Source organism: Pseudoxanthomonas sp. LjRoot125, from assembly GCF_964252705.1.
Lineage (GTDB): Bacteria > Pseudomonadota > Gammaproteobacteria > Xanthomonadales > Xanthomonadaceae > Pseudoxanthomonas_A.
The window spans coordinates 499,315-523,338 of record NZ_CAXUOY020000001.1 but is presented as its reverse complement, the minus strand read 5'-3'; the positions used below and the strand labels follow the sequence as shown (position 1 = coordinate 523,338).

Sequence of the window (24,024 nt, the reverse complement as noted above, 5' to 3'; positions counted from 1 at the left end):
GTTCCATCTACTGAACACAGAAGCCAGACTGGCCAACAGAACAGGTGAAGTGAATGAAGTATCTGAAAGGTGAGCGCGTGGTCCACCCGGGGATGCCAGCTTGGGGTATCGGTGAAGTACTCGAGGAGGGCGGCGAGGATCACGTGCGGATCTTCTTTGTCGGTGCCGGAGAAAAGAAGCTTTCGTTGAAGCATGTCACGCCGCTCCGCGTCTCAGGAGGCGAAGCAGCACATCCCGTCTTGGACAACCTAAGGATCTCAAGCTCCGCCAGTGGCATCCGCTATCAGAGCCTGCCGGAGTCCATCCAGATATTCCTGGCACAATTCCCCGAAGGATTTCGGGGCGAGCGGTTTGCAAGACATGAGCGGGACTACAAGGACAAGGCCCACCGGCAAGCCTCTGACCTTCTCGGCAGGGAACCATTCGACGCACTCTTGGCGGTAGATGATCACGCCGAGCTGGTCCGACGCGCCCTAAAGCTCATCAATGCCACGAATCTGGTTTACCCCGGAGAGAAGATCTCCCTCCGGGACGGCCTGAAGAGCGAAGCGGCGCAAAGTCTTTTCTCGCTGGCTCTTCATGGGCTTTTGCACGGGGACGACTCTTTTGAGAGCCGGTTCTCTCGGTTCGCCAAGGTGTTGGATGGCATCGGTGCTGGTAAGTGGACAACAGCCACCTACTTCCCGTTCTTCCTCCACCCCGACCAGTACATGTTCGTCAAGCCAACGATTACACGGTTCGCGGCTGAGCTATGTGGGTTCGAGTTGAATTACACGCCCCAGCTCAACTGGCGAACCTATCACTCTGTCCTTGGCTTCTCCCGCTATCTTTTTGACGCTCTAGCGGAGCTGGAGCCGCGAGACATGATTGATGTCCAGTCCTTCATGTGGTGCATAGCGCCCGGTACTTATGCCGACGGGGAGTAGTTTGGCAGCCACTGCGGCGACTTACCGCTTGGAGCTGGCGCGAAACTACCTATCGGGGCAGGCAGTGCAGTCGGCTCTCGGCATTGATGCGGCGACGCTTACGGTCTGGCGCAAGCAACGGAGACTACTCGCAGTTTGGCATCGACCCATCAATGAGTGGCTCTATCCGGACTTCCAGTTTCGGGATAACGCTTTGATTAGGGAGATGCCCGACCTGTTAGCCGTCTATGAGACCTACTACAGTCACGTCTGGAAGAACACATGGGGCATAGTGGAGTGGTTTATGTCTCCACATTTGCTGCTGGACAGTGAGCGGCCGGTAGATGTGATGGCCAGAGATCCCCAGCAAGTGCTCACTGTCGCGCGAACGGAGTTTCTTCAGGACCCATCTACCTTCTGGTGACCAGAAGATTCGCTGCTGCAAGCCGGGCGTCTGCCAAGCTCTGAAGGACACGTGAGCTCTGAGTTCGGAATCGAATGCACTCTCGATAACGCGGATTCCGCGCAGCATCTTCCCGAAGCTTGAGTCGTATCCGGCCCTTGGGGCTTGTTAGCTCGTCTACCTAACCAAGGGTGGTCTCGGAAGAGAAATGCTTGCCCATTACGCCCTCGATAAGACTCATCAGATTCTGCTGGCGTTGCGTGTAGAACGTATCAAAATCATCGGCACGCAAAGCTGCTGTCGGGATTCGATGGCTCTTGAGAAGGATATCCATTCCAACAGCGTCAAGTTGCACCTGCCGATGTGCTTGAAGGGAGACAAGATAGCTGGATGGTGCGGCGCCGCCGATCATGCGATTCGCTTTGTATGAGATGGGGGTCTTATTGATGATCGAGTCGTATCGACGGCGGGCGATGCCCTGCTTCTCGCACCAGTCACGCGGGAAGATGTGATGAATGTCGAGGGCGACCTCGTCTGCCTCCAGATCGCGAATGCGGGACTTCCAGAACAAGTCATGGGCTCCTTCACGCAGAACGAGTACGTTGATGCCCTTGTACGCAGCACTGAGGCGCGAGGTCAAAGATGCCAGACGATCTACTTGAAACGCTGCATCACCGATCGTCCGTGGGGCCGCGCCATCGGACTCGATCCATGCCACCAGCTCTTCCACATCATTGGCCATGCGAGTCTCGACCGCACCGCCGTACAGTTCTCCAAGAATGCCGCACCAGAACCACTGAGCCAGCTTCTGGTGAATGCGCGGCTCGCGCCAGCGCTCATCAGCGCCGACAAGAGCCAGCACCGCAGCCAAAGGAGCCAGCTGGGTCCTGTAAGGCAGATCCCGGGGTGAGGTGAAACACTCTTGTCTGAGGAATTTGGCTGCGCGCAGGAATCCCTGCTCTACCTGGTCAGCCCAGCGCTGGTAGGCCTCAAGCGGCAGTTCCAGCACCGAGGCTCGCTTGGCGCTGACAGGGGTCACCTGCTTCCCCATCTTACCCTCAGCCAAATCAACCCGCCGCTTCTCAAAGGTGTGCAACATCGTGACAGCCTGCAGGAAGTCGGTGTTCTCCACCCCCTTGAGGATGGCTTCCTTGGCCAAGCGTGCCTTGCGTGACGACACCTGTCTCTGTGCGCTTCCAAACCAGTCATCGCGCAGGTTGTAGGCATCTGCGGCGTAGGTCGCTGTAACCAGCTCGAACACCGACAGCGGCACTCCACCGGTATTGACCTTCTCAAACACCAGGCAGACTGCCTCCTTGCTGGTCTCCTTCTTCAGCACGATAAGCGGTATCTGATACTCGTTGAAGACATCGAGCACATGCCTCTTAAAGTCAAAGAATAGCGGCACCGCTACTGCGTTGTACTGATAGAGGTCCTGCAGCCATTCCATGGCCTCCAGAATCTCCGAGCAGGGGAAGTAGAGTTGCCGACACTCTAGCTCGCGCGTAGAAAGGTCCAAATCGATCTTTCGACCGAAGTCACTGCGCTGCTGGCGACTGCCGTCAGTGGCAATGATCGCTTCGTCCAACCGATCCGACCCTGCTAAAGCGGTCGGAATATGGATGTAGTAGTAGCGATCTACTGGCTTGCCTTTGTCTGTCGTAGTCTTGACGGGGCCAGAGAGCTTGAGTACCTGCGTGAGCGTGGTCAGACGCTGCTGGCCGTCCAGAATGAGCTTCTCGGATGCCAATAGCCCGTCAAGCGGAACGTTCTCGACCGGGCGCACCTGGAAGCGCACTGAGCCACCGGTCTCCAGCAGCATTACCGCGCCCACGGGAAAGGAGCGACCCAAGCTGACCAGCAAGCTACGAACGTGCTCGTCATCCCAGACCCAGCCACGCTGAAAGTCCGGCAGCTGGATCTTTCCGCTGACGATGTCCTTGAGCAGGTCTTTGAGCGGTAGCTTGGTACTGTCAAAAGTGGTCACGCAGATGCAACCTTTTGTCTGGAATGGAAGGCCTTACGTGAGTTCCGGCAATTCGGATCAGCTGCTACGACGAGTATGGCTTCTTGACCATTCATGCTGGCAGCTCCTGCATTTCAAGTACTCAGTGGTATTCACGACATTGACTCTAACTTGGCGCTTCTTCTCGGTTCTTCCCGTGACGTTGTAGTTCTTGTCTCGGTGAACGTCGGTGAAAGTCTTCGTCTCATACTCGGTATGTCTCCTCTGATCACTGTCAGTAACGGAAGCTACCCGCCACTGCTTGCATTTCGGACAGCGACCGAATACCTCCTGGATTACGCCCCATAACCACAATAGGAAGATACCTGCAGCACCAACGCCCAGCCATTTCAACCACCAAGGCGACTCAACACTCTCCCTTGCGATGTCGGGCGTCTCATCCACGACTTCGCTGATCACGGTTTCCGGGTTCGGAACTACAGAGTCAGGCGGCGTCTCGACATTCTCTTGTGATGTCTCAACCGTCGGCGCGATTTCCGCTTCAAGTTCGGCGCGCACAAGCGCATCCTCATTCCGCTGCTCCTCGATGACAGCAGCCTCCTGAGATAGCTGTTCGATCTGCTCTTGAGTTGCATCCGGCAGCGTATCAATCGCCTGCTTGAGTTCTTCGATACGGCGCCCGTAGGAACTCTCCAAACAAGGAACATCACCCTTGCACGACTTTAGTCCGCGGCGAAATTCGCGTTGCTGCTTCTTGATTTGGTCCACGTGTGGCTCGACACGGCGATACAGCTCGCCCATCACCGCGTCCTGTCGCAGAAGCTCCTCGGAGCCGCAAATCTGCTTCTCCGAGGGGTTCATGAAAACCTGATCACACTTGATGTCCTGGGCGTTTGCAGACGCAAAGAACATCATCGCGAGGATGGGCATCACCACTGGGCGATTGAACCGCATCATGTTCCCCTAGCTGAGGCCTCCCCAGGCCTGACGCCCTATTATAAAAGGTCGACAATGCGAAGGTAGCAGCCGACATCCGGCATAGCCGCGACCGTGCGGCTGGCCGTTCCCCCGCCACACAACAGGCGACGTACACCACACCAGCCAAGCATGGAGACGGCGCGCAGCCTTCGCGCCTTCGGCGCGAAGTTATGGCTGGTGGCTCAGACGCCGTCAATCACCTCGTCGATCTCCGCCGATGTGAACCCCAGAAGACCTCCGACCTTTTTGATGTACAGCTTCTCGGTGATATGGAAGTCGTCGTCCTTCCGAGCGAGCGCGATCATGTTAGATAGCAGCGCGATCGCGCTGTCTGGACGGTCGGCAATCATGTCGATACCTTGCAAAGGCTCTGAATGGCCTAGCAATGACGTACGCAGTCGTACGCGCTGCTGCTCACTCAGCTCTGGGCTCTCCAGTGCTTCGTCTATGAAGCGCCTTTCAGCGTCGACGAGACGCCCATCGATTTTAGCCAGATCGATCAGCACCTGTAGCTTACAAAACTCGAGCAGATCTTCGGCATCTGCCTCGATATCTGCAACTTCACTACTGGTGTCGGCAAGCTCTACTGGCTTGATCAGCTCCAAGTCACCAGTGGCGAGATCGTTGACGATCTCGTGCTGGAATACCTCGCGAGCTTTCTCACCAATCTTCTTTGTCAGGTAGCCCGTCCAAGCGGCCATCGCAGCCGCGCCGATGCCCGGCAGCCATTTGCTGACTGCAGATTTCAACGCCTGCTGGGTGATGCGCCCGCCCAGCAAAGTGATCATCTTCTGCATTACCTGCAGCGAAGCACGCCGTACCAACACTTTGCCACCGTGCATGACGAGAAGACTGCCCGCGCTGCTGCCAGCTGCACTGACAAAAACGCCCAGCAGCAGCTCGTTCGGAATCTCCTTCTGGCCCTGTGCGGCGCCTATGTCGTAAATCAACTTGAGCTGGTTTCTAATTACCAGCATTAGCTCCGGTACGACCGCCAACATGCCCCACGGTCCGGGCACCAAGCTGGCTGCGCCGGATATCGCCGCGTTCTGCGTGACAGCGGCGCGGATCAGGGCGTCTATTGCCGCCGGGCCCGGGATTTTGTCAGGGTTTGCTTGGTAGTACTCGTTCCGAGAGATACGTACCGAATCGAGCGCCTCGCGCAGGCCATCGCTGATCTTGTCCTGCATCTGCTCCGTAAGACTTCTTTCCATGATCTCCCCTGATTTATGGAATTGCTACACGCCCTACTCTTGCACTACTAAAGCAACCCAAGAGGTGACGCGATATAGCAGCTGATGTTATCAACTATCGGCTGCGCCATTGGAAAATTTAGATGCAGTGGAAGACATGGCGCCCCCCCCTGCTTGGCACCCATAAGGCACGGTCGTTACCCGTTGCCTCGACGTCTGCTGCGGCCTTTCAATTCTATAAACATCACGTCTCAAATTTCGAGATCTCTTTCGCCAACTCTTCGCTACAAACACCGAGAATTTTCTGCTGATTCAACGGGCATCTGGAGCCAGCCTCAACTCTCCGACGAGATACGCCGACCCACTTCATTCCTGGCTCCACTTGCCCCTAGAGGTCCAAATATGGGCGCAGAGCGCCACCCCTGATTCGCTCACTCATAGGCATGGGCCTGCAGTGGCGCCACATCCGTCCATGCGCAAGAATGGTGGCAGACCTGCGCTTTAGATTGCGGCTACTCAACGCTATGCTTTTCGCGCTCCACATTGAGGTAGCCCACAGGCTTGTGGGCATGGCCCCCGCTGCGTTCTTCGAGTACGCGACAGGGCTCAGCCACATGAACTATCGACGGGGCCGCGGCTACGCGGCCCTCATGGCCAAGCGGGAGCAAGTCGAAGCGCATTCGGACTCGCTGCTGCTGCGCATGCTCCAGAAACGCGGTGTCCCGGACTCCGAATTCCGAGGGTTCAGGGAGAACATCCCCCAGGGGCACTCAGCACTCATGGTCTACGGGCTGGGTTTGCTCGACGAGCACAGCACGTCGGCAACCCGAGAACTGGTCGCCATGTTCGATGCGTCAGACAAACGGCTATGCCAGTTGCCGGACACAGACGTGTCCGGTCTTCTCGCCGAGATTGGGCTACAGTCCGAGTTGGGGCCTGACTATTGCGCACCGCTTGCGGTGAGGGCTATCCGAGGCCCCACGTTGGTTCTGTCCGCATCTGAGCGGACTATCTTAGACCTTGCCTTGAACCGACGCGCCCACATGGCGCTGTCGTTCCTGGCGGCTGTGGATCACGAAATCGGGCACCGGTTAGACCGCGCGAAGCTGCCGGATGCCATGGCGGGCCTTCCCAGATTTGCTGTGCTCTTGGCGTAAGCTCCCCCGTCAAGCCGTAAGCTCCCCCGTCAAGCAGACATTTCAAAAGTAGAACTTTCGGCGTGTCGGATGCGGTACTCGGCGGGCGTCAGCCCACCAAGTGAGTCGTGGGGTCGTTCTTCGTTGTAGTCCATCATCCACCAGTGCGCCGCCTCGCGGACGTCGTCCAGGCGGGCGAACAGGTGTCGGTCAAGCACCTCTTCCCGGAAGGTACGGTTGAAGCGCTCGATGTAGGCATTCTGGTTCGGCTTGCCGGGCTGGATGTACTGGATGGCCACGCCATTGCCTTTGGCCCAGGCAGTGAACGCCTCTCCCAGGAATTCCGGGCCGTTATCCGTACGCACCACCTGCGGCAAGCCGTGGTCGCGCTTGAGTTGCTCGAACACGCGCACCAGACGATCGGAATTGATCGAGGTGTCGATCTCGATGTGCAGGACCTCCCGATTGAAATCGTCGACCACGTTGAAGGTGCGGAACCGCCGTCCGCAGGACAGCGCGTCGCTCATGAAGTCGACCGACCAGACGCTGTCAGGCAACCGCGGTACGTACAGCGGCACCCGTTCACGCTTGGGCAGGCGCCGCTTGGCGGCCCGTCGCAGGTTGAGCTTCATCGCCTTGTACACCCGATAGATCCGCTTGGGGTTCCAGTCCGGCCGCGCCTTGCGCAGCTGGTCGCAGTACTTCCAGAAGCCGCGGCTGGGATGTTCCTCAACCCGCCCGGCCAACGCAGCGATCAGCTCTGCATCGCGCACAGTCCAGTCCAGCGGCGGCACATACCAGGCCGCCCGCGACAGCCCCACGCAACGACAGGACCGGCTCAGCGGCCGCGCATGCACTTCGGTCAGGAATCGCACGGCCTCGCGCTTCTGCGCCGGTCCTACAGTTTTTTTGCGATCAGGTCCTTCATGGCCGCGTTGTCCAACGCCAGCTCGGCATACATCCGCTTGAGCCTGGCGTTCTCCGCTTCCAGGTCCTTCACCCGGCGCAGTTCGGAGGCTTCCAGACCCCCGTACTTGCTCTTCCACTGGTAGTACGTGGCCACGCTGATGCTGGCCTGGCGACACAGATCCTTCACCAGAACTCCGGCGTCGGCCTGCTTGAGGATCGAAACGATCTGCGCCTCGGTGAAACGGGACTTCTTCATGGAACCTCCTGGCGGGGAAAACCTTGCCAGAAAGTTCTACTTATCGGGTGTCTGTCAAAGCGGGGAGCTTACGATGCGAGCCGTCAGGTGTCCCACGAGACCATCTATCGCACGCTCTACATCCAGTCGCGCGGAGCCTTGAAACAGGAGCTGCTCGCGCACCTGAGGCGCACGCGGGCGATGCGTCGATCACGACATCACACCCAGAAGACAGAGAACCAGGGCCGGATCACCGACACCGTCTCAATCAACGAGTGGCCGGCCAGCGCCGAAGATCGGGCCGTGCCGGGACACTGGGAAGGCGACCTGCTGTTCGTGACCGGAACAGTCAGATAGCTACGCTGGTGGAGCGGCAGACCCGCTACCTGATGCTGGTGAAGGTGGCAGGCAAGGACACCGAGACCGTGGTCAATGCACTGATCAAGAACGCACGCCGTCTGCCGAAGCAGCTGTATCGGTCGCTGACCTGGGATCGGGGCAAGGAGATGGCGGCGCGCCGCCGCTTCACCTTGGCCACCGACATCCAGGTCTACTTCTGCGATCCGCACCATCCTTGGCAACGTGGTACCAACGAGAACACCAACGGCCTACTGCGGCAGTACTTTTCCAAGGGGATCAATCTGGCCGATGTCACGCAGGCCAAGCTGGATGCCGTCGCGCGTCAGCTCAACAAACGGCCCCGCAAGACGCTTGGCTACGAAACACCGGCAGAGCGATATCGACGAACTGTTGCGTCGATCGGTTGAATCCAAGGCCAGAAGCGGACCTTCGCGGGTTGGTGATGCTCATGTTGCCGTCAGCAGGTGCAGCACGCTCGTAACCCAATGTCAGAGTCTCTGTCCCAGAAGCAAACACACGAATGAATGCACTCGCACCTGAGGTATTAGCCCAGGGTACGTCTATAGTTAGAATTCCCGTACCCATCACACATGTTCCTCCGTCGACCTGAAAGTATGCGCTGACTGTCACCGTCGGGTTTTTGCCAAAGGTCAGGGTGATCGGGGCCTGATCTGTCATGAGACCACCGCTTGGACGCGGCGGCAAATAGAAGTCTTGCGACCTGTCAGCTGCCTTGCGAATCGTGTCAAACCAGGGACGGACAAGGGCAGTTCTACTGCCTGAATCGGAGGATTCTAGACCAGCCGCCACCGTCACAGCGGCTCGCTCAAATTGTGCGCTGTCGATGATGACTTGCAAAGATGTGAGGGTGATCTTCCCCCTCTCACGGGTGATGTCGGCTTCATAGCGTGCACTGGCCGCGCCGTGCAGTCCCACCCCCTCGCAGGGCGCGTACGTCCAAAGAGTGGAGCGACCAGTTAGCTTCTCCGCGCCTGCTGCGGACGGCAGACCTAGCCCGACGATCACAATGAACGACAGAGCGTGCCGGTAGTACATGGTTGTCCTCCTGGATTGATGCTTGGCGTGCAGTCCGCCGTGGGCTGTTAGAGCAAGATCTCGAAGTCCCATGGCAGGCCGGGTTCAGAACCGCAGTTGGATCGACGACCGCCGGCTCAGCAGGCCCACGTACGGCAAGCGGAAGGAGGTAATGGAGCTGACCCTGATGAGAAGTTCGGGCGATTCTTGGACGAGTTCGACAAGAAGGGACTGATCTCTGCAGCCTCGCATTCGATCAGGGGTGTCGGCTTGTAGTACTACAGAACCCAAGCAAGGAGGCCAGGTCTCCTCGGACTTTTTTCAGAGCGCTAGCTTGTCACCACCCGCAGGTGCTACGGCTTGCTCAAGTGTTTTTCCAACGGACAGAGGCTTTCTTACCTCTCCACTAGTGACGCGTTCGATTCCCTTGTTCACTTCATTTCCGAGGTGCTCAAGGGCGTCATCGATATTACTGGTCTCTTCGTAATCGACATACGCCCTGACTTCGGCCTGAGATAGCGGGACAGGAATGGTGATGGATTTTGCTACGCCACGTCTCTTTCTGCGCTCCCCATCTAGACCGCCTTTCACGTGACATGAAACTGACTCAGATTTCTCCCTTATCTCACCGGCCCCATCCAGGTAGTAGGCAACCACCGTTGCAACACCGCCGACCTGACCGCCCCAGTTCTTGACGCACTCAAGACTGAAACGTACAGCGCCACTTCCGCCCATGCTCAAGCTTTCGTAATCAAGCCGCACCCCGCGATTGTCTCGCCCCTTGATAAGGGAACCGGCGGAAGCGTTGAAGGCCACAAGCAACGGCAGGAGAGCGAACGCGGCGAGACAAAGGCGTTTCATGGCGCACCACCAGTTGGCATATAGGCGAAAACGGGATGGAATTGCGGTTTCGGCCAGCTTAGGTCTTTACTGAGTGGCGTTTCCGCGATTCTGGTAATGACGGTTACAAGAGTAGTTTGGGTCTTCCAGGCCTTCGTGGCTTAACCCCTCAGCCTAAAGGCCCATGCCTCACTACCTGACAGCTTTCGAAGCCGACGTCCCGATCAACGCCATTCAGGACCGCCCTCCCGGTCGCAGGCTCCAATTCGAAACGTTGCCATCCAACGACGTCTGCACAATGCGCGTTCTATCTCACCTTTATCCGCCCGCTTTGCGTTACCTCAACAACGATACTTGCACCCTCTGGTGCTCCAGCCCTAAGAATTTTCTCACCGGCGCGCTCGCCTCTTAACCCACTTTCCGTAAACACAGTAGGCAGAAGTCCGATTCTGTCTGGGAAGAACTCAAGAGAATCGATACGGTCACTGGAGATTAACTGCACGCTCCACGTCTGATCAGGGACAAGCCCATTGAAAAGCAGATACCCGGCGCATGATCCCGTCACTGCTCTGCAGTCCATCCATCGCGCACTTGCCGCGCACTCACTGCTCCCTATTCCTGCGGGCCGCGAGTTGTCGAAATCGGCAAGGATCACATCCTTGCAGACTCCTCTCAAACCTCTAATCCGCGCCGACACCGCAGTGTTGTTGCTGGAAGACATTGGGACGTTCGGACGCTTTTCCACCTCAAGGAGAAGCAATCCAACTTTCGAGTCTCCAGCCTTTCGTGGCTCACCGTCGGGAGCCTGCAGTATGAACGCGAGCGCTAGAACCGCCACAAAAGCGCAAAGGATCCCGTCCATAGCCGAGATCCCAATCGCTACTGCAAAATTCCTGCTCATCGCTGAAGCCCATCCCCAAGACTTCTCATAGCAGGAGGAACGCTTGAAATTTTCATGACGACACTCGGATTGTCCGAACTCTCTATGCTCTTACACGGTGAAGCGCCGTCCGATCTCCAGCAGGCGTCGTTTCGGAAGATCGTCGCATCAATATGCTCACCTTTTGATCTATCCAAGGCTCCATTGACCTCGCATTTCGCCACCTCATCACCTGATCCAGTGACTATCACTCGCCTGTAATCCCCAGAGACAGCAATCACTGGCACCTTCCCGTTGCATAGGATAATTGGAGCGTCCGTACCTCTGGATTCAATAACTAGTACCCACCAGCGCGCAAAATGCGCACTCGATAGACTTTCCTCCCTTGATTCATCAGCACGACTACCCATGAGAAGTACGAGGATCCCGACCGCGGCGCACAGTGCGGCGAGCAGTAGGTCAATTCCTGAGACTATGAGTAGCAACCCAGCATCGTTCTTGCGCCGACTCATTTGTGCTATTTCCAGCCAAGATGAGTGTCAATCCTCTCGACTGCTGCTTCTAGGTTGCGCTCCTCTGTGTGCTGTAAGCGAATTGCCAATATCGTCAGCACCCCCATTGCCAGTAGCGCTACAAAGGTCGTCGAGAAGCTAGCACTAAGCTCTCCAACCATCGCGCGAATTGCGCTTGCGCGTGCATCACCAAGCGCCCCGGCGATTTGGTCGGCTTGAGCAAACGCGTGGATGAGGCCGTTCAAAGTAGCGGCCAACCCAATCACCGGGAACAAAGTAATCAGTGTGGTTAGCTGTTCCCACCAACGTGAAACCTCTTCCTTCCCCTGGTTCCCAATGTCCTTAATGACTGTTGGATCCTGGAGCTGATGGGATTGGGTTGCTTGATATACGGCGGCAAGAACCGGGTGACTGCGAGGAAGCCCGTCAGGCTTGAAGCCGTACTCTGTGACTACCAATTTCCAGGCGGCTTCGGCCCGAGCAACTCGCTCTGTGTTTGCCGTGCTTTCCATCGAGGAATTCAGATTTGCAATCTGCCGACTCATCTCGATTGATGCGATGCCTCTCCAGCAAAGAACGCCGAGAATTCCGAAGAAGAGAACGAGAACCAGCCAACGACCCCAGCCGAATACCATGCCGAAGGAAACCATGAGCCTGCGAGCCTCGGGATCGCTCAGCGCTCCCTTTAGCAGGTAAGACATCTGGGTGCATGCTGGCGAATCACTTGGGCCGCAGCCCATGCGCGCGGCTATGATTGGAGGAGAGATTGGTGCCGCAAGCGCACTCGGTCGCCACGGTGCAGTTAGGCCGAGTGGGCAGTCGAGAGTCAATGTCCTCAGGGCATCCTCGCTTTCTTTTGCACACCCTAAGCTGCCGACAAGCATTTGGGCTACGGCCTCTCGCAAGTCTTCGTCACATTTTCCACCATCGCTGCATAGAAGCTTCCTGTCGCAGCCCATGGCGCTTCTGCTTTCGCTTGCCACCGGATCTACTACATTAGCTGCTCCTCTGCTCATAATCGCGATGCGCGTGGCCGCCTTTACGCCGGTCATAGCGGCCACGTCGCTCTCAGTCTCGGAGGAAAGAGAGCACGCGGCGGCTACGACGGACTGCTCATTAACTTCTTGGCCAAGTTCTCCTAGCATTGCGCATGCAGCAAGGACTTCTGGCGCACCCGCGCGAAACTCGCTTACTTTATTGTCTTCTCCAGAGCCCTTGGGCTGAGCGCCGCCAATCTCCTTTGTGCTGGTAATCAGCGGATTGCGCGGGCTACATAGACCGTAAGCAGGTGATGACGGTGCCACATCGGGCACTGGATCTACCAAAGCTGGAGGAACAGCTTCATTGGCCACGAACTCCACCAGTTCATTGTGGGAGCTAAAGACTAGTCCGGCATAGATCAAACTTCCCCAGAATAGTGCGCCAAAAAGTATAGACGCGCTGGTTTTCCAATCGATATCAAACCCTTGCGAGCTGCCTTTCCGCTCAGTAAGCAGGGCGACGATAACCTTGCATGCCCAGTAAATCGGACCGAGCAAGCACGCGATAACAAATGAAGTAATACCCATAGATTGTCACTCACAAACAATAGGTGGGTGATAGACAAGGAGAGCAGGGTTCGCGTGCAACCAATGAGGCTTCGCGTTCGAGGCCCATTGACTCAAGCCATGGACGAAGCGCGACATCTTGTCGATGCTGGGTGTAGCTCCTGCCGCACCGAAAGCAATCCACTCCTTTGCCAGACCTTCGTTCTTCCATAGATCCATTCCTTGACTCAAGCAATCGATACTTCGAACCACTATGCTTGCCTGGCGGTCAGGAGATTCGATGCCGTACAGTCGCCCTGCTAACACTCCCCGACTGTCCAAGTCGCCGCAGAAGATCATGCGCTGCGCCAAGAGTTGACAATCTCTAAACTTACTCTCGTGGCGGGCTACGTACGCGAGGATCCCGCCATATTCAGGTCGAGGGGATTGGGAGATGACCTCAACTGGTGGCCAGAAGAACTGTCGGCTGCGGAGGGATAGCGTATTACCTTTAGCCAAAGAGCCATCCGTGCCCCTGTAGACGGTGAACCATTCTCTATTCGTTGCAACAATGACTTGATTCTGATCTAGGCCTGCCGCCTGAATCCATCCAGTCGCTCCACTGACGATGCCTTCAATTCCAGCAAGACGAATTCCCTCGCCGCCTAGTGAAGCGATCACAGCGTAAGGACTATCAGAAGGGAGACGCTCAAATGCTGCCCAAGCTGCTTGATACAGCTGATTTCCATATACAACAAGGGATGTCATGCACGACTGATCCTGCTGAATAGGAAGGATGCAAACCCAGTCAAAGTCTGAGTGCTTGTTTCCTACGTTCACAAAATTTATCAGCGCCCCAATTGAGTTATTGATTGCAGCGGGCGTCCACGCAAGCCGTGCCTTCCCGATCACGCGGTCAGGAATCTTGATCGCGCGAAGTGTGCTCACATTGGGCGTACTAGGACCTGTTACATCAGATACATGAAGTGTGTTCTCGGCACATCCACTCTTTGGACAGAAGATTGCTACACGATACTCATCAAGTAGATCGCTTCTTGCGTTGAGGAGAAGCCCATTTTTTAGGCCACCCGTGCAGACTTCTTGAGATAAGTTCCATGAACGTGTATTGCCACCCTCTTCGCCGACTACAATGCGGCATGGCGCGTCGTCGATCCAAATCGCGCTGCCATTTGAGAATGTTGTACACACCCGTCCGTCTTGACCACAAGGAAGGCCTTGAACTTGACGTGTAGGCTTCGTTCCTTTGGTTTCATCTTGCTTTGTCTCTTCGTTATTGACCCTATAAGCGGAATCAGCTTCTTTACTTGAAGTGCCTTCTGGGAGGAGCGACAAAGTTATCTCACGCTCTCTAATGGCGTCCCAACTAAGCTTTGGTTCCAGGAGCTTTCGCAGCAGTTGTTCTACCTGTCTCCTGTCGAATTGGCCAGCCGGCGGAAGAATCAATGTCACACTTGCAAGACCACCGGCTCTGCCTCGCATGACAACTCTGCTGCGACGAATTTCTGTAGAAAGATTGATGCCGAGTACTTCGACGGTCGCTGACAAGGAAGGGAGGCCCATCGGCATCAGTGCCTGCGTTGCGGTAACGCTAACGCGCTGCTTAAGCACCTCTCCCTCACCGCGACCACAGATTGCGACGTCAGCCGGGCCGGCCGACTGGCAGAGCTCGTAGATCTGCGCGATGGCTGTGCTGGCGCTAGCCATATCACGCTTACATCTAGCAAACACGAGCCCAGTTTGAATGTCGACGGCCACTCCAAGAAGCTTGTCATTCCACTGGCTCACGAGGACACAGCGCTTTCCGTCAAGCTCCAGTAGAGATCTACTTATGGGAATGCCTAGATAGGGAATCTCGAAGCTTCCCTCCATCCGCATAGTTCCCTCGGGGGCGTTGAGAGTGCCGCTAAATCGCCCTATATGAAGCGAGTCAAGCAGAATCAGCTGACCCGAGAGTACGATAGGTGTTCCGATGGTTAGCTGGGCGTCTAGCCGCAGCATCTGCCGAGTACTCATCGCTGGCGTAATAGCTACTGTCGCACCGAACGCGAGATCCCTCATCTTCTCTGGGTCGAAGGCCAATGAGAAACCACCCACCTGGAATGGGCCGGCGGGAACCCAGCACGTCGCAACCTGACAGGTGGCCTTTATTCGATCCAGCACCAAGCCTCTGCCCTGAGCAACATGCGCATCCAACTCGCCTACAAATCCTTGGTCGCCAAAGAGGCTTAGGCTGACTTTCGCGTGGATTCGAAGCGAGAGCGCACCGTCAACCCACTCAGGCGCGACGGTGAATGCTTGACCTGCGACCCCGCCCAGCTCCTTGATTCGACTGAAGAGCAATCCAGACAATGCCTGCTTTGCGGCGTCCGGACCCATGCTTGGGCGAAAGTTTCCGTATAGAGGTAGCGTAACTGGCACAGCGACACGAGGGCTGTCTTGGAACACTGCCTGGGCATTGAGCACCCAGGCCTGCCCCTGTACCGACAGGCTGTCGAGTGTCACACCTGGGAGCTGGATTGTCTCGCCACTCAGCTCATCGTTGATTTTCCGCTGGAGGGCAGCCTTCATCGCGAGACGCATCTGTTCGCCATCCCCGTTCAGCTGCAGCTTCACTACTAGCTTTTCCAGCTTCTGAATCGGCGTTGATAGCTCTAGGGTGACTGTGCGCTCCTTGATGTTGCGCTCTACGATTCGAATTCCTGGCAGGGCCAAGTTGTGCAGCGCTTCGTCCAGTTCTCGAAGAAAATTGGCCTCTGCTTGGGCTTTCGCCCAATCTCCAAGCCCCCGCAACTGCTGCGACAGCTGATCATCCAGCGCGATCCCGCCTCGAAATTTTAGGTCTAAGGAGACAGGCCAAGGAACAGCGCTCCCACCGAGAGTGAGGCTGGAAGAAAACTTGATTCGGATGCCATCTGACAGCTCATCGACCCGAACATCAAACTCTTCGCGCGGCACGTCTAACCGCATTCCATTTGAAAGTCGCTGCCGCTCAAGCCAACTGACTAGACCCAACTGCACCGCCCGAATTGAATCTGGCGGAAGGTCCACCTTCAGTCGGCCGACTGGGTCCATTTCAAGTTGAACGAGCACTGGCTCTGTCATCGCAGGCAAGCGTGGGCATGCGTACATCACAAAGCCCCCTGCACGACTATCCGCTGACGGCCTCTGCGGACACTCGGTCGGCGGGGAAAATGATAGGGTTGTGGCATCCAACAGTGTCGACAAGTGCTCTTTAAGAAGAGGTCGAATCGAGTTGAACAGCTCGGCTCGATCAAAGCTGATCGAACCCTGTGTCAGATCCCAAGCGACCGGCAGTACTTTGTCTCCGCCTGCGACGCCAATTCTGGCAGAGATCACTAGTGCCAGTCTTCCGGGCCCACCCTTCTCCGGCATGTAGCGCAGCTCACCAACTGAATCGCGAATCTGTACGAACGCGGGGAGTAGTTGTTGAAGCGCTCCTCTCAGCTGCATATCGGATAGCGTAGCTCGATCATAGGCTAATGTCGGAGCCGACTCGCAGATTCCCGACATGCTTAGATCGTCAATGCCTGTGGCTAGCTCGCGGGCTTTCCAGTCACCGTCGCTGTCCTGATAACGCAGTATCAGCGAGAGCTCACCGGTTACACGCGAATTGCGACATGTGGGCATGTCATCGGCAACCGAGTACCGGAGGCGAACTGCCGCCAGAGGACCACGGCCACGCGTGACGAAGTCGTAGTAGTTTGCTCTTCGAGAAAGGCGCAGCGCCGGGAGATTCCCTTGGGTATCCAGCGCTATGACTTCTGCAGTAAGTCGCGGAGCGCTCAGGCGGTTGGTAGCTCGGGCAAGAATTGGATCTAAAGATGGCTTGAGACAGCGCGCATCCAACTGCAGCTCGCCATCGCGCAGCCGTCTTGCCTGCTCCCGCCAGGCATCTAGGCGGCGCTCTAGGCGCTGGCGTGGCCGTTGGTCTGTTGCTGCCCACAAACGCGCGACGTTCTGAAACAGCTCCTTCGAGGCAAGCGGAGGTGTCCCGGATGCGGCATTCTCGAAATCGCGGGCCTCTGCGAAGGAAGTCACATCTTTGGCTATCGAGCCGAGGCATGATGCGACCACGTTCTGGCCCTGAGGTAGAGAGGTTCCGCTTGGCTTAAAGTTCGCAAGCGCGTCTGCCACGTGCTCATCTACGACTAGCGCCGATGCAGTTCGTAATGCAGCGGCTGCGACAGTTGCCTGACAATGCTCCACCGACTTTTCAGCGCACGCTCTTGAGACCTCAGCACGTAAGGGCGACATCCACTCGGATAGCGCATTGACCATGTCCACGGGTCCGAGGTCAGCCTCCATGCAAACTGCCAAGGGGCACAACTTCCCGTGACGCTCTTTGTAGCGCTGATTGAATGCTTGTACGATTTTTTTTCTGTGGCGAAGTGAATCCCAAGCGGGCCCCTCTTTGCCGCAGGGATACTTAATCGACTTAGCCCTCTCGTCTGCCAAGTACGGGCACAGCAGAGTCTGAACTATCTCAAGTCTTACCTCTTTTCGCTCTTCTCCCAGATTTGGCACTAGGGTCAGTACGGAGTCGGCGTGTTCCTGAAGATCGAGGTTGCCGGCAACTAGTTTGGCGCGCACATCTTCCATCTTGACCGTGAGGTTGCCGACGTTGGCGGCATTCACTTCAAGATATGCACGGATTATCGGATCCAACACTTCTGATGCGGGTAGATATCCCGAAACGTCAAGATTTGATGCTTCGGCATTCGTAACCTGACATAGAACGCGCAGACCTGGGTCTCCAAGATTGCAACTCGAGCCAGAATCTGGCGACCCAGCCCTGATAGTAATCGGTGCCAAAGCCAAACCTGCAAGCAGGAGAAGTGCTCTAATCAAGGCAGGTTTTAGCTGTCGTCCATCCACAGAGATGTCCAGACCCATTTCTCCCCTTTATGAGGCCAGCGGGCGCTCCCCCAACCACCACGGACGAATTACGACCCGTGAACTACTAACCGGTTGCGCGAGTCCTGAACTGGAGCTACGACTGATGTCCGTGAGATCGGACACCGTTCGTCGGCGGCAAAGCACTATGGGTTTCTTTCACGTGGTACACGTAGCGATAACGCGATACCCAGGTAGTTCCATTGGGCGACCCAATGACGTAACCAATGTTTCGCGGGCCGCGATCGTACTCATGTTCTGGCCTGGGCAGCACGTTACGAGCGTTTGAGCACACGTAACATTCCAACCAGCGGAGTTGAATATGCGTAATGGCCGTTCAATCTTATTTTGTCTAGCTTTGTTTCCGGCTGCCATTTGGGCCCAGACGCCCAAGTTTCTACAATCTCCTGCAGGGCAAGCGAATGGAGTTAGCTGCCAGTCGTATGCTCTGGTAGCCGCGCTCGCTTTCAAGAGAGACCCCCGTCTCTCTGTGAACACTTCGCGCGAGCTTCGTCAGGAGGAGCTTGCGCTCCGTAAGAGCATCGAAGAGAAGGCAGGGTCTAGCGATGTTTCGCACGCACACATTGTCGCCGGATTTGATTCCTATGCTCAGAATCGGTACGTGTTGAAGAAGCGCACGCATCGGGACATTGTCCAGATGGGAGCGGCGATTATTGAGCAAACAGGGGTACAGAGCGCTAGTCAGGTACCCGCGGAGTTCCTGCTGGGCGCAGCCGTCAAGGATGTACTGCTGGTCTCAGTTACTCGGGTCAGGAACGATCACTATCCAGAGGGCCACTTCGTTACCCTAATGGGCGTTGACGGTCCGCCTACCAGCTCGCGGCGTTACCTCGTGCTTAACAGTGGCGTCAAGATAAAAGACAAGTGGCGAAACACTTGCTCCGAAGATGTCCCCGACGAGCCAGGACAGTACACCGGTCAGCTTAGTTGGATATCCTCCGAGGATATCCAGTTCAAATCGTGGGAAAATGGGGCTTACATGACCTGGCGGCTGGAGTAGTCAAGACATTAGTCAGACCGGGAGTACCCACTGTTGGAGCGCTCATTGAAGTTAGATGCGGTAGAATCGTCATTGATTCAAACCCGTTAGCGTTTCGCCAATCGCGCTCACCGCTGTAGGCCCATGTCGTCGACTTCACGAACCAGCTAAGTACGCCACCACCGTTACCAATCTGGGTCACGTCATAGACGCCGCAGTACAACAAGGCACCCGCGAGCCGATCCCCATGCACGCCCGGGCGGAGGCAATACCCAGTGCGCAGGCATGGTCCGCGTTGGAGATCATTGCTGCGGTCTGCGCGGCGATCTGCTCGCCGGCGCTATCGCCAGCGGGCACGAGCTTATTGGCATTAAGCCCCAGTGAACTGCAATTGGCGGCGACATAGGCCAGCGCTTTGTTGGCCTGCCGTATCGGTGTTGGATATGTCGCTTCCGGAGCGATGGTGTAGTCCACATTGACGACCGTAAACTCTTCGCCGGCGAGGATCTTGGGGTAGTTGGCGACGTCCTGCCTGCTGCCGGACACGAATCCTCCACCGTGGAACCATACGATGGTGGGGCCGTCCGCTGCATCGCCGGTGCCGCGGTAGATGTCGAGTACGGCATCCGGTTCCATGGGATCGTAAGACGACCCCGACTGCGCCTTGATGCTCGTCGGTACTTTCGGCGCAAGCGCCGCTGATGCATTCTCCGCACCCTTGTCGAATTCATAGCGAATGACAAGAACGCTCGGCCAGGACGTAACGAAGTTGACGACCATGAGGACTAGGACGACTAGCAGGGTACCCACTAGCAGCAGCTTCATCATGATTGCGCCCCGTCAAAGGCAACAGAACCTACCCACAGTACGCTAGCCGGTACGTCGTCCGTTGCTATGTCTCGATCTTGGGAGTCTTGGGCCAGGCTAACAAGGCCAGTAACCGGACCCAAAGCTGACATGGAGGATGTCCGCTTCGGGTCGGAAGCTGCCACCGACTCGTGGGGCTCCATGGTTTCAATCTGGTTTTGGTCTCGCTCTCCCAAACCCGATTCGTCGAGCGATGAACGCCGGTTCCCGCATTGATCGCAGCCCCGCGGCGGCAGCATGAAGACACACCACCCCCAAAAGCGTCCATGCGCCGTAGACATGAACGTACCAGGCAACCGCACGCCCCGTCTCGTCGTCAGGCGGAACAAACAACGCTGGCACTTGGATCCCTGCAACCAGCGTCCGGTCAGCTCCCATCCAGACCCAGATGACGTGCCCACTTATGGGTAATGTGAGGACCAGCAAATAGAGAAGGCCATGCACCGAGCCTTTGGCGTTCCTTCGCCAGCGCGACATGTGCTCTTTCGGTACAGGCAGCACGAGCCGCAGGGCTAGACGGACCAGCATCAACCCCAAAATTAGGACGCCCAGACGGAAATGGACCGCCAGCAAGGCTTCGGAGATCGTTCGTGTCGTCCAGTGCTCTGCTGCGAACCCGAGCACGAGCTGCACCACCAGTAGGAAAGCCAGTCCCCAGTGAAGCACGCGCAGAGGGAGTGGATATCGTGTCGGAGGGCTCCTGCTCATGGCCTGCACGATGGATATCCGGGAATCTTCCGACCCAGCATGATGTCGCGCTGCGCCACCCAGCCGCTTCCGATGTGCCGTGGCGTGACGATCCCGCTGCCGCCTCGCCCTTGGTCGGCCCTCCGCGCAGCGGCGGGCGTCAGGTGCGGGTCGTCGCGGAACAGGACGTCGTCGATGTAGTAGAGCGCGCAGCCTGGCTCGATGACGTACAGATGGATGTGCTGCGGCATGGTGGTGCCCGGATAGCTGCCGGGGCGCACGGTCAGGAACGTGTACCGGCCCTCCGCATCACTTGTGGCCCAGGCGCGCAGGCGCCCGTGTCGCCGGATGCCAGGGTCGCGGTTCGAGCGCTCGCCCGGGTAGATTCCGCCCTGGTCCGTCTGGTGCGCATAAACGATCACACCGCCGCGGGGATGTCCGGCGGCATCGAGGACTCGTCCAGTCAAGCGCAGAGCCTGGCCGGGCTCCCCTTCCGGCGCCAGCTGAGCCGTGGCCGGTGGATGGGCCGGCAACCCAATGAGCGGCACCTCGCAATCCTCGCAAGGCAGACCGACGATGGGCGTGGCCGCAACCGCTGGCGCGCTGCCAAGGAACAGCCACAATGCCACTGCCCGATTGAAGCGGAAGGCGGGGAGGAAGGACGGGTACGCAAGACGTGGCATGGGAATCTCTGGCGGGATGTGTTCGGGAAGAGCACGCTTCCGACCACTTCGTTAACGAGGCCTCGCCTGTTAACACTCCGCTTTCTACAGCCCTCTAACTCTCACGACCGTCCAGACAACGAGGCCATGAAGGCCGTTCTCGATCCCACTGACATCGCCGGCTACGTGCAGGATGCCCGACGGGGGTCGCAGACCGCCTTTGCCTGGCTCCATCGCACATTCGCGCCGCTCGTATACGCCATCCATCTGGGCATGACCTCACGTGCGCGGGCGGAGGAGCTGACCCAGGAAACGTTCGTCATCGCCTTCGGCAGGCTGGATCAGTTGCGCGACGCGGCGAGCTTTGGCCCATGGATCGCCATGATCGCCCGCCGGAATCGACCGCATGGGGATGTGGACGAACGGGATCTGGCAGAAGTAGACGAGCCCGTCTGGACCGGCACGGGTCCCGAATCGGTGGCGCAGGCCGATGAAGCACTGCGTGCGATCCGGCAGCTTCCCGAGGCCTACCGAGAAACCCTGATCCTGCGCTTGGTTGAAGGCTTGAGTGGCCCCGAGATCGCCAACCTCACGGGACTGACGCCGTCGTCGGTTCGGGTGAATCTGCATCGTGGCATGACCCAGTTGCGTCAGGTACTGGGAATCGCTGCGGAGCAAGGAGAAGGATGATGTCCGAAACACCGGATCCGCTGTGGGACCCCGCTCTGCCGGGTGACGAAGCGCTTCAGCGCCTGACGTCGCTGCTTGGCGCTTACCGTTACGCGCCCCCCTCCGACCATGCGTGGTCGATACGGCCGGCACGTATTCCCCGCGAACGCAGGCGTCGAATCATGCTCGCAGGCGCCGCGGCGCTGGCAGCCTGCGTGGCAGGTCTTGCAGTCTGGATGCCTTGGCGTCTGCAGTGGCAGGACGGTCGGCAATGGGTCATAGACACCAAAGTCGCATCTCTGCCAGCGGCTCTGGATGTTGGTGACACGCTGACCACCGATGCCGGCCAGGCGGCGATGGTGAAGGTGGCTCGCATCGGTCGCATGGAGCTGACGCCAGGCACGCGGGTAAAACTGCTCGATACCCGCGCCGGCCATCATCGTCTGGAACTGGTGAGCGGACGTGTGCGTGCCCGCATCTGGGCACCCCCTGGATACTTCGCCATTGCAGCCGGTACCAGCGAAACCATCGACCTGGGATGTGAATTCGAGATGGACCGCGACCTGCACGGCAACGGCGCGATCCATGTCACCAGTGGCTGGATCATGCACCGGGTGAAAGGTCAGGAAACGCTGGTACCTGCCGGATCGAGCCTAGCGTTCAACGCTGAGCGCGGGGGGATCCCAATCACGACTACCGCATCGATCGGCTTCCGCAAAGCTGTCGAACAACTCGACAGTGCGATGACCCAAGGCATGCGCCCGCCTGACTTTGAGCAAGAAGTTGCGGATCAGGCGACATCTTCAGACCGATTCGCGCTGCTCAGCCTCCTGACCCGCTATCCAGCACTCGCTTCGGGGCCGATCTATCCGAAACTGGCGGAGCTTCTCGGAGAACCTATCGAAGTCAGTCATCGCGAAGCCTGGTCGCGCGGGAGCGTGCACGCCATGAACTCCTGGTGGGAGCGGATGCCTCGTCCCCCGAAGGCCTGGTGGCTCAACTGGCAAGACGCCTTGGGCTGACAAGTCGCCTTGGGCTGAACCCCTAAAAATGTCCGCTTCCGGCCAGAAGCGGACATGCCCTCTGTCAGCTCGCCTTTCGCCACGCAGGCCAAGCTTCCCGGGTGACGCCAAGCGCCGAACGCAGGAAGACGAGAGCGATGATCGACGCGATCAAGACATCAGGCCAGCCGTAACCCGTCAGCCCAACGGCAGCGCCGGCAATCAGAACACCTGCGTTTGCAGCCACATCGTTTCTGGAGCACTCGAAAGTGCTTTTCATGTTGAGGTTGAGCGCGCGAAAGCGCCATAGCAGTGCCAGGCATGTCAGATTGGCCAGCAATGCGATGGCACCGAAGATCAACATGAGGCCACTCGCTGGCGCAACGCCATGGACGAGCTTGTCTACGATGCTCCAGACAATGAAGAGGAAAAACGCCAGGATCAGCACGCCCTTGGCCAACGCCGCCCCTGCGTCCCAGCGCGACCCTCGTCCGATGGCCCAGAGACTCAGCGCGTAGACCACTCCATCACCCAGCATGTCCACGGCGTCTGCCTGCAAAGCGCTGGATCGGGCGATCACTCCAGCACCGAACTCGACCACGAACATCGCCAGGTTGATGACCATGACGATGACCAGGACCCGCCGCTGTGCGCGATAGCGCGCCAATGTTTCGAGTTCCTGGCGCTTGTTGTTGCAGCAATGATCCATGAGACCCCTCGCCGGACCCGCCCTGCATGAACTGGTCAGAGACGGCTTGATTTCGATTCGGGGAACCCTTATCAACCCTGTAGCCACTACAAGGTCAAGCAATGTCTACCACCTTCACCATCGGCGAGCTCGCGCACCAGACCGGCACCAAGGCCGAGACCATCCGCTACTACGAGAAGATCGGCCTGCTGGGGGCACCGATGCGATCGGCGGGTAACTATCGCGTTTATTCGGAGGCCGACGCGCAACGTTTGAGGTTCGTCCGCAGGACTCGCGAGCTGGGATTCTCCATCGAGCAGATCCGCGAGCTCATGGCCTTTTCCAGCCATGGGAAGTCGGACTGCTCGACCGTCGACAACGTGGTCAAATCCCACGTCGAAGACATCGAGGGCAAGATCCGCGATCTGCAGGCGCTGCGAAACGAGCTGGCCCGCATGATCAGCAGTTGCCCGGGCGGGAACATTGCGGAGTGCCGCATCCTCGACGCTCTGGATGCGCCCGAGAGCGTCCACTGACCTGGACGGGCGGAGCATCGCACCGCCCGGCAGTTGACCCTGTAGCAGCTCCAAGGTTTACAAAGGGCGCCCTTTCGGCCGATCCCGGCGAAGCCTTCGGA

Annotated in this window: 19 protein-coding genes and 1 pseudogene; 8 read left to right on the top strand and 12 right to left on the bottom strand. The window is 57.8% G+C overall.

Features of this window, described 5'->3' with window-relative positions; all coding sequences use genetic code 11:
- The first annotated feature begins 53 nt into the window (after positions 1–53).
- Positions 54–926 carry a DUF3553 domain-containing protein gene (locus tag ACSION_RS02255; protein ID WP_435304666.1) on the top strand — a complete coding sequence of 291 codons (873 nt, stop codon included), beginning with the start codon at positions 54–56 and terminating at the stop codon, positions 924–926.
- Position 927: 1 nt separating this feature from the next.
- Entirely contained in the window at positions 928–1,329 is a 402-nt protein-coding gene (locus tag ACSION_RS02250) for a hypothetical protein (RefSeq protein ID WP_435304665.1), read from the top strand.
- 160 nt (positions 1,330–1,489) lie between these two features.
- Here the strand turns inward: ACSION_RS02250 and ACSION_RS02245 are convergent, their stop codons facing one another.
- From ACSION_RS02245 to ACSION_RS02235, 3 genes are all read right to left on the bottom strand, one after another.
- Positions 1,490–3,295: a GmrSD restriction endonuclease domain-containing protein gene (locus ACSION_RS02245; protein WP_185894567.1), complete on the bottom strand. Its 1,806-nt coding sequence runs from the start codon at positions 3,293–3,295 to the stop codon at positions 1,490–1,492.
- Positions 3,296–3,352: 57 nt separating this feature from the next.
- On the bottom strand, positions 3,353–4,228 hold the full coding sequence (locus ACSION_RS02240) for a hypothetical protein (protein ID WP_435304664.1): 876 nt from the start codon (positions 4,226–4,228) through the stop codon (positions 3,353–3,355).
- A 206-nt stretch (positions 4,229–4,434) separates the two neighbouring features.
- A complete protein-coding gene (locus ACSION_RS02235; protein ID WP_185894569.1) occupies positions 4,435–5,442 on the bottom strand; it encodes a TerB family tellurite resistance protein in 1,008 nt (335 codons plus the stop codon).
- Between the two features lie 572 nt (positions 5,443–6,014).
- Between ACSION_RS02235 and ACSION_RS02230 the strand changes: the two genes are divergently transcribed.
- Complete coding sequence (locus ACSION_RS02230; RefSeq protein ID WP_435304663.1) at positions 6,015–6,602, top strand: hypothetical protein; 588 nt, start codon at positions 6,015–6,017, stop codon at positions 6,600–6,602.
- 29 nt (positions 6,603–6,631) lie between these two features.
- Here ACSION_RS02230 and ACSION_RS02225 read toward each other — a convergent pair.
- Positions 6,632–7,746, bottom strand: a protein-coding gene (locus ACSION_RS02225) for an IS3 family transposase (RefSeq protein WP_435304662.1) whose coding sequence is annotated in 2 segments (ribosomal slippage) — positions 6,632–7,494 and positions 7,494–7,746 — 1,116 coding nt in all. Because the reading frame shifts where the segments join, the coding sequence is not laid out codon by codon here.
- Positions 7,747–7,833: 87 nt separating this feature from the next.
- On the opposite strand from ACSION_RS02225, the pseudogene ACSION_RS02220 reads away from it, so the two are divergent.
- A pseudogene (locus ACSION_RS02220) lies at positions 7,834–8,492 on the top strand (IS30 family transposase); the annotation flags it as partial.
- Here ACSION_RS02220 and ACSION_RS02215 read toward each other — a convergent pair.
- From ACSION_RS02215 to ACSION_RS02200, 4 genes are all read right to left on the bottom strand, one after another.
- On the bottom strand, positions 8,413–9,141 hold the full coding sequence (locus ACSION_RS02215; protein WP_435304661.1) for a hypothetical protein: 729 nt from the start codon (positions 9,139–9,141) through the stop codon (positions 8,413–8,415). The pseudogene ACSION_RS02220 and the gene ACSION_RS02215 overlap by 80 nt on opposite strands.
- 300 nt (positions 9,142–9,441) lie before the next feature.
- Positions 9,442–9,981 (bottom strand): hypothetical protein, encoded by a 540-nt coding sequence (locus ACSION_RS02210; RefSeq protein ID WP_185894585.1) that lies wholly within the window; start codon positions 9,979–9,981, stop codon positions 9,442–9,444.
- Between the two features lie 1,376 nt (positions 9,982–11,357).
- Positions 11,358–12,920, bottom strand: coding sequence for a MotA/TolQ/ExbB proton channel family protein (locus ACSION_RS02205; RefSeq protein ID WP_185894586.1), 1,563 nt, complete (start codon positions 12,918–12,920; stop codon positions 11,358–11,360).
- Positions 12,921–12,926: 6 nt separating this feature from the next.
- On the bottom strand, positions 12,927–17,555 hold the full coding sequence (locus tag ACSION_RS02200) for a hypothetical protein (RefSeq protein ID WP_435304660.1): 4,629 nt from the start codon (positions 17,553–17,555) through the stop codon (positions 12,927–12,929).
- A gap of 880 nt (positions 17,556–18,435) precedes the next feature.
- Here ACSION_RS02200 and ACSION_RS02195 point away from each other — a divergent pair.
- On the top strand, positions 18,436–18,834 hold the full coding sequence (locus ACSION_RS02195) for a hypothetical protein (RefSeq protein WP_435304659.1): 399 nt from the start codon (positions 18,436–18,438) through the stop codon (positions 18,832–18,834).
- A 177-nt stretch (positions 18,835–19,011) separates the two neighbouring features.
- Here the strand turns inward: ACSION_RS02195 and ACSION_RS02190 are convergent, their stop codons facing one another.
- The 3 genes from ACSION_RS02190 to ACSION_RS02180 all read right to left on the bottom strand — a co-directional run bounded on the left by ACSION_RS02190 (position 19,012) and on the right by ACSION_RS02180 (position 21,050).
- Positions 19,012–19,641, bottom strand: a complete 630-nt coding sequence (locus tag ACSION_RS02190) for an alpha/beta hydrolase (protein ID WP_435304658.1) — start codon at positions 19,639–19,641, stop codon at positions 19,012–19,014.
- 186 nt (positions 19,642–19,827) lie between these two features.
- Complete coding sequence (locus ACSION_RS02185; RefSeq protein ID WP_260618848.1) at positions 19,828–20,388, bottom strand: cytochrome b; 561 nt, start codon at positions 20,386–20,388, stop codon at positions 19,828–19,830.
- Positions 20,385–21,050 carry a hypothetical protein gene (locus ACSION_RS02180; RefSeq protein WP_185894576.1) on the bottom strand — a complete coding sequence of 222 codons (666 nt, stop codon included), beginning with the start codon at positions 21,048–21,050 and terminating at the stop codon, positions 20,385–20,387. The genes ACSION_RS02185 and ACSION_RS02180 overlap by 4 nt, the downstream gene beginning before the upstream one ends.
- 126 nt (positions 21,051–21,176) lie before the next feature.
- On the opposite strand from ACSION_RS02180, the gene ACSION_RS02175 reads away from it, so the two are divergent.
- Positions 21,177–21,719 carry an RNA polymerase sigma factor gene (locus ACSION_RS02175; RefSeq protein WP_185894577.1) on the top strand — a complete coding sequence of 181 codons (543 nt, stop codon included), beginning with the start codon at positions 21,177–21,179 and terminating at the stop codon, positions 21,717–21,719.
- Complete coding sequence (locus ACSION_RS02170) at positions 21,719–22,720, top strand: hypothetical protein (RefSeq protein WP_435304657.1); 1,002 nt, start codon at positions 21,719–21,721, stop codon at positions 22,718–22,720. The genes ACSION_RS02175 and ACSION_RS02170 overlap by 1 nt, the downstream gene beginning before the upstream one ends.
- 64 nt (positions 22,721–22,784) lie before the next feature.
- On the opposite strand, the gene ACSION_RS02165 is transcribed toward ACSION_RS02170, so the two are convergent.
- Positions 22,785–23,408, bottom strand: a complete 624-nt coding sequence (locus ACSION_RS02165; RefSeq protein WP_185894572.1) for a cation transporter — start codon at positions 23,406–23,408, stop codon at positions 22,785–22,787.
- Between the two features lie 101 nt (positions 23,409–23,509).
- Between ACSION_RS02165 and ACSION_RS02160 the strand changes: the two genes are divergently transcribed.
- Positions 23,510–23,923 carry a MerR family transcriptional regulator gene (locus ACSION_RS02160; RefSeq protein WP_185894573.1) on the top strand — a complete coding sequence of 138 codons (414 nt, stop codon included), beginning with the start codon at positions 23,510–23,512 and terminating at the stop codon, positions 23,921–23,923.
- The last annotated feature ends 101 nt before the right edge of the window (positions 23,924–24,024 follow it).

Bases quoted from the DNA above. Each gene is read 5' to 3' on its own strand.
- ACSION_RS02215 (WP_435304661.1), bottom strand. From the start codon at position 9,141: ATGTACTACCGGCACGCTCTGTCGTTCATTGTGATCGTCGGGCTAGGT.
- ACSION_RS02235 (WP_185894569.1), bottom strand. From the start codon at position 5,442: ATGCAGGACAAGATCAGCGATGGCCTGCGCGAGGCGCTCGATTCGGTA.
- ACSION_RS02170 (WP_435304657.1), top strand. From the start codon at position 21,719: ATGTCCGAAACACCGGATCCGCTGTGGGACCCCGCTCTGCCGGGTGAC.
- ACSION_RS02205 (WP_185894586.1), bottom strand. From the start codon at position 12,920: ATGGGTATTACTTCATTTGTTATCGCGTGCTTGCTCGGTCCGATTTAC.
- ACSION_RS02175 (WP_185894577.1), top strand. From the start codon at position 21,177: ATGAAGGCCGTTCTCGATCCCACTGACATCGCCGGCTACGTGCAGGAT.
- ACSION_RS02190 (WP_435304658.1), bottom strand. From the start codon at position 19,641: ATGATGAAGCTGCTGCTAGTGGGTACCCTGCTAGTCGTCCTAGTCCTC.
- ACSION_RS02240 (WP_435304664.1), bottom strand. From the start codon at position 4,228: ATGCGGTTCAATCGCCCAGTGGTGATGCCCATCCTCGCGATGATGTTC.
- ACSION_RS02160 (WP_185894573.1), top strand. From the start codon at position 23,510: ATGTCTACCACCTTCACCATCGGCGAGCTCGCGCACCAGACCGGCACC.
- ACSION_RS02230 (WP_435304663.1), top strand. From the start codon at position 6,015: ATGGCCCCCGCTGCGTTCTTCGAGTACGCGACAGGGCTCAGCCACATG.
- ACSION_RS02180 (WP_185894576.1), bottom strand. From the start codon at position 21,050: ATGCCACGTCTTGCGTACCCGTCCTTCCTCCCCGCCTTCCGCTTCAAT.
- ACSION_RS02255 (WP_435304666.1), top strand. From the start codon at position 54: ATGAAGTATCTGAAAGGTGAGCGCGTGGTCCACCCGGGGATGCCAGCT.
- ACSION_RS02165 (WP_185894572.1), bottom strand. From the start codon at position 23,408: ATGGATCATTGCTGCAACAACAAGCGCCAGGAACTCGAAACATTGGCG.
- ACSION_RS02185 (WP_260618848.1), bottom strand. From the start codon at position 20,388: ATGAGCAGGAGCCCTCCGACACGATATCCACTCCCTCTGCGCGTGCTT.
- ACSION_RS02210 (WP_185894585.1), bottom strand. From the start codon at position 9,981: ATGAAACGCCTTTGTCTCGCCGCGTTCGCTCTCCTGCCGTTGCTTGTG.